Source organism: Bradyrhizobium sp. 23 (assembly GCF_023073295.1).
Lineage (GTDB): Bacteria > Pseudomonadota > Alphaproteobacteria > Rhizobiales > Xanthobacteraceae > Bradyrhizobium > Bradyrhizobium canariense_D.
This window is the reverse complement of sequence record NZ_JADPJF010000075.1, coordinates 1-1,294: the sequence shown is the minus strand read 5'-3', so window position 1 is coordinate 1,294 and position 1,294 is coordinate 1. Positions and strand designations below refer to the sequence as shown.

The following is a 1,294-nucleotide window of genomic DNA, read 5'->3' as shown; positions in this document are numbered from 1 at the left end:
CTAGAGGGCGAGCGTCGGCAATGCCGGCTCATAACAGGCCACGAGGATTCCCCACCGAGCCCTGCCTCCTGCCCTGGGCACCAATAGTATGGTCGAGCATCAAATCTTCAGGTAGCCGGCTCGAGTTGTACTCGACGAGTGATCGCCCACAGGAAGCCGACCATCTCGCGTGCAATGGCGGTGGTGACGATCACCTTGGGTTTGCCGGCCGCCGACAAGCGGCGATAGCGGGCGCACAGCCTGACCTGTGCCTTCCAAGCGATATCGCGGATAGCTTGAGGCAGGCGCTCGTTACGGTCATGGAGCTTGCGACTGACGCGAGCTTGCATGCGATATGTCCATGCCCCCTCGATCAGAGCGCGCCTGGCCAGAGCGTTGCCGGCCTTGGTGATACCGCCGCGTCGGATGGTGGCGCCGCTCGAATGCTCCGACGGCACGAGGCCGAGAAAGGCCATCAACTGGCGGGGATTGTCGAAGCGGGAGAAGTCGCCGACCTCGGCAACCAGCGTCACGGCAATGATGAAGGCGACGCCGCGCATGGCCTGCACGGCCTCTACGAATGGCGTCATCGACCATTGTGGCGCCAGCTCCTCGATCCGCTTGGTCAAGCAGTCCACACGGACCTCAGCGTCGGTCACGGCATGAATGTAGTCCTGCAGAACGATTTGGCTCGCCGGGTGATCGAAGCGCACCGTGGTGAGCCAGCGACGATAAGCCAAGGTCCACCCCTTCTTCCCGGCATAGATGCGCCCATGTCGCAGCAGGTATCCTTGGAGATGTTGCCGCGCCTTGCCGAGCACACGCATCGCCGTGGCGCGGGCTCTCACCAAGTCGCGCATGGCCTCATGCGCCGCATCCGGAACCCACACGGCTGTCAGCTCGCCGCTCCGGTGCAGCTTGGCCAGCACCACCGCATCGCGCCGGTCGGTTTTAACCCGATCCCCAGCCTTCATCCGGATCAGCGAGGGGGCCACCACGATGCAGTTTTGCCCCAGTTCCGTCAGTTGTCGATGCTGGCCATATCCACAGGGGCCGGCTTCGTAACAAAAACTTACCTGCCGGTCTCCCTTGCCAAGCTTCTTCGCCAGCTTGGCGATTTGATCGGCGCGGTTAGGGATGATCCCCAAGTTACGAACTTCCCCGCCGCGCATCCCTTCGGCCACAGCAACCGAAATCGTCGCCTTGTGCACATCCAGCCCCACGAAAATGCTATCGTTCATCAGGCCCGCTCCCCATGATTGAGGCTCGGCGCCGGACCATCCGGCGCAACCCTCGATAGGAGCTTGCAGGGCGG

General features: G+C 62.9%; 1 protein-coding gene. It reads right to left on the bottom strand.

Translation table 11 applies throughout. From position 1 onward, the window contains the following. Positions 1 to 107: 107 nt before the first annotated feature. Positions 108 to 1,220: an IS110 family transposase gene (locus tag IVB32_RS20100; protein WP_247411003.1), complete on the bottom strand. Its 1,113-nt coding sequence runs from the start codon at positions 1,218 to 1,220 to the stop codon at positions 108 to 110. Positions 1,221 to 1,294 lie beyond the last annotated feature (74 nt).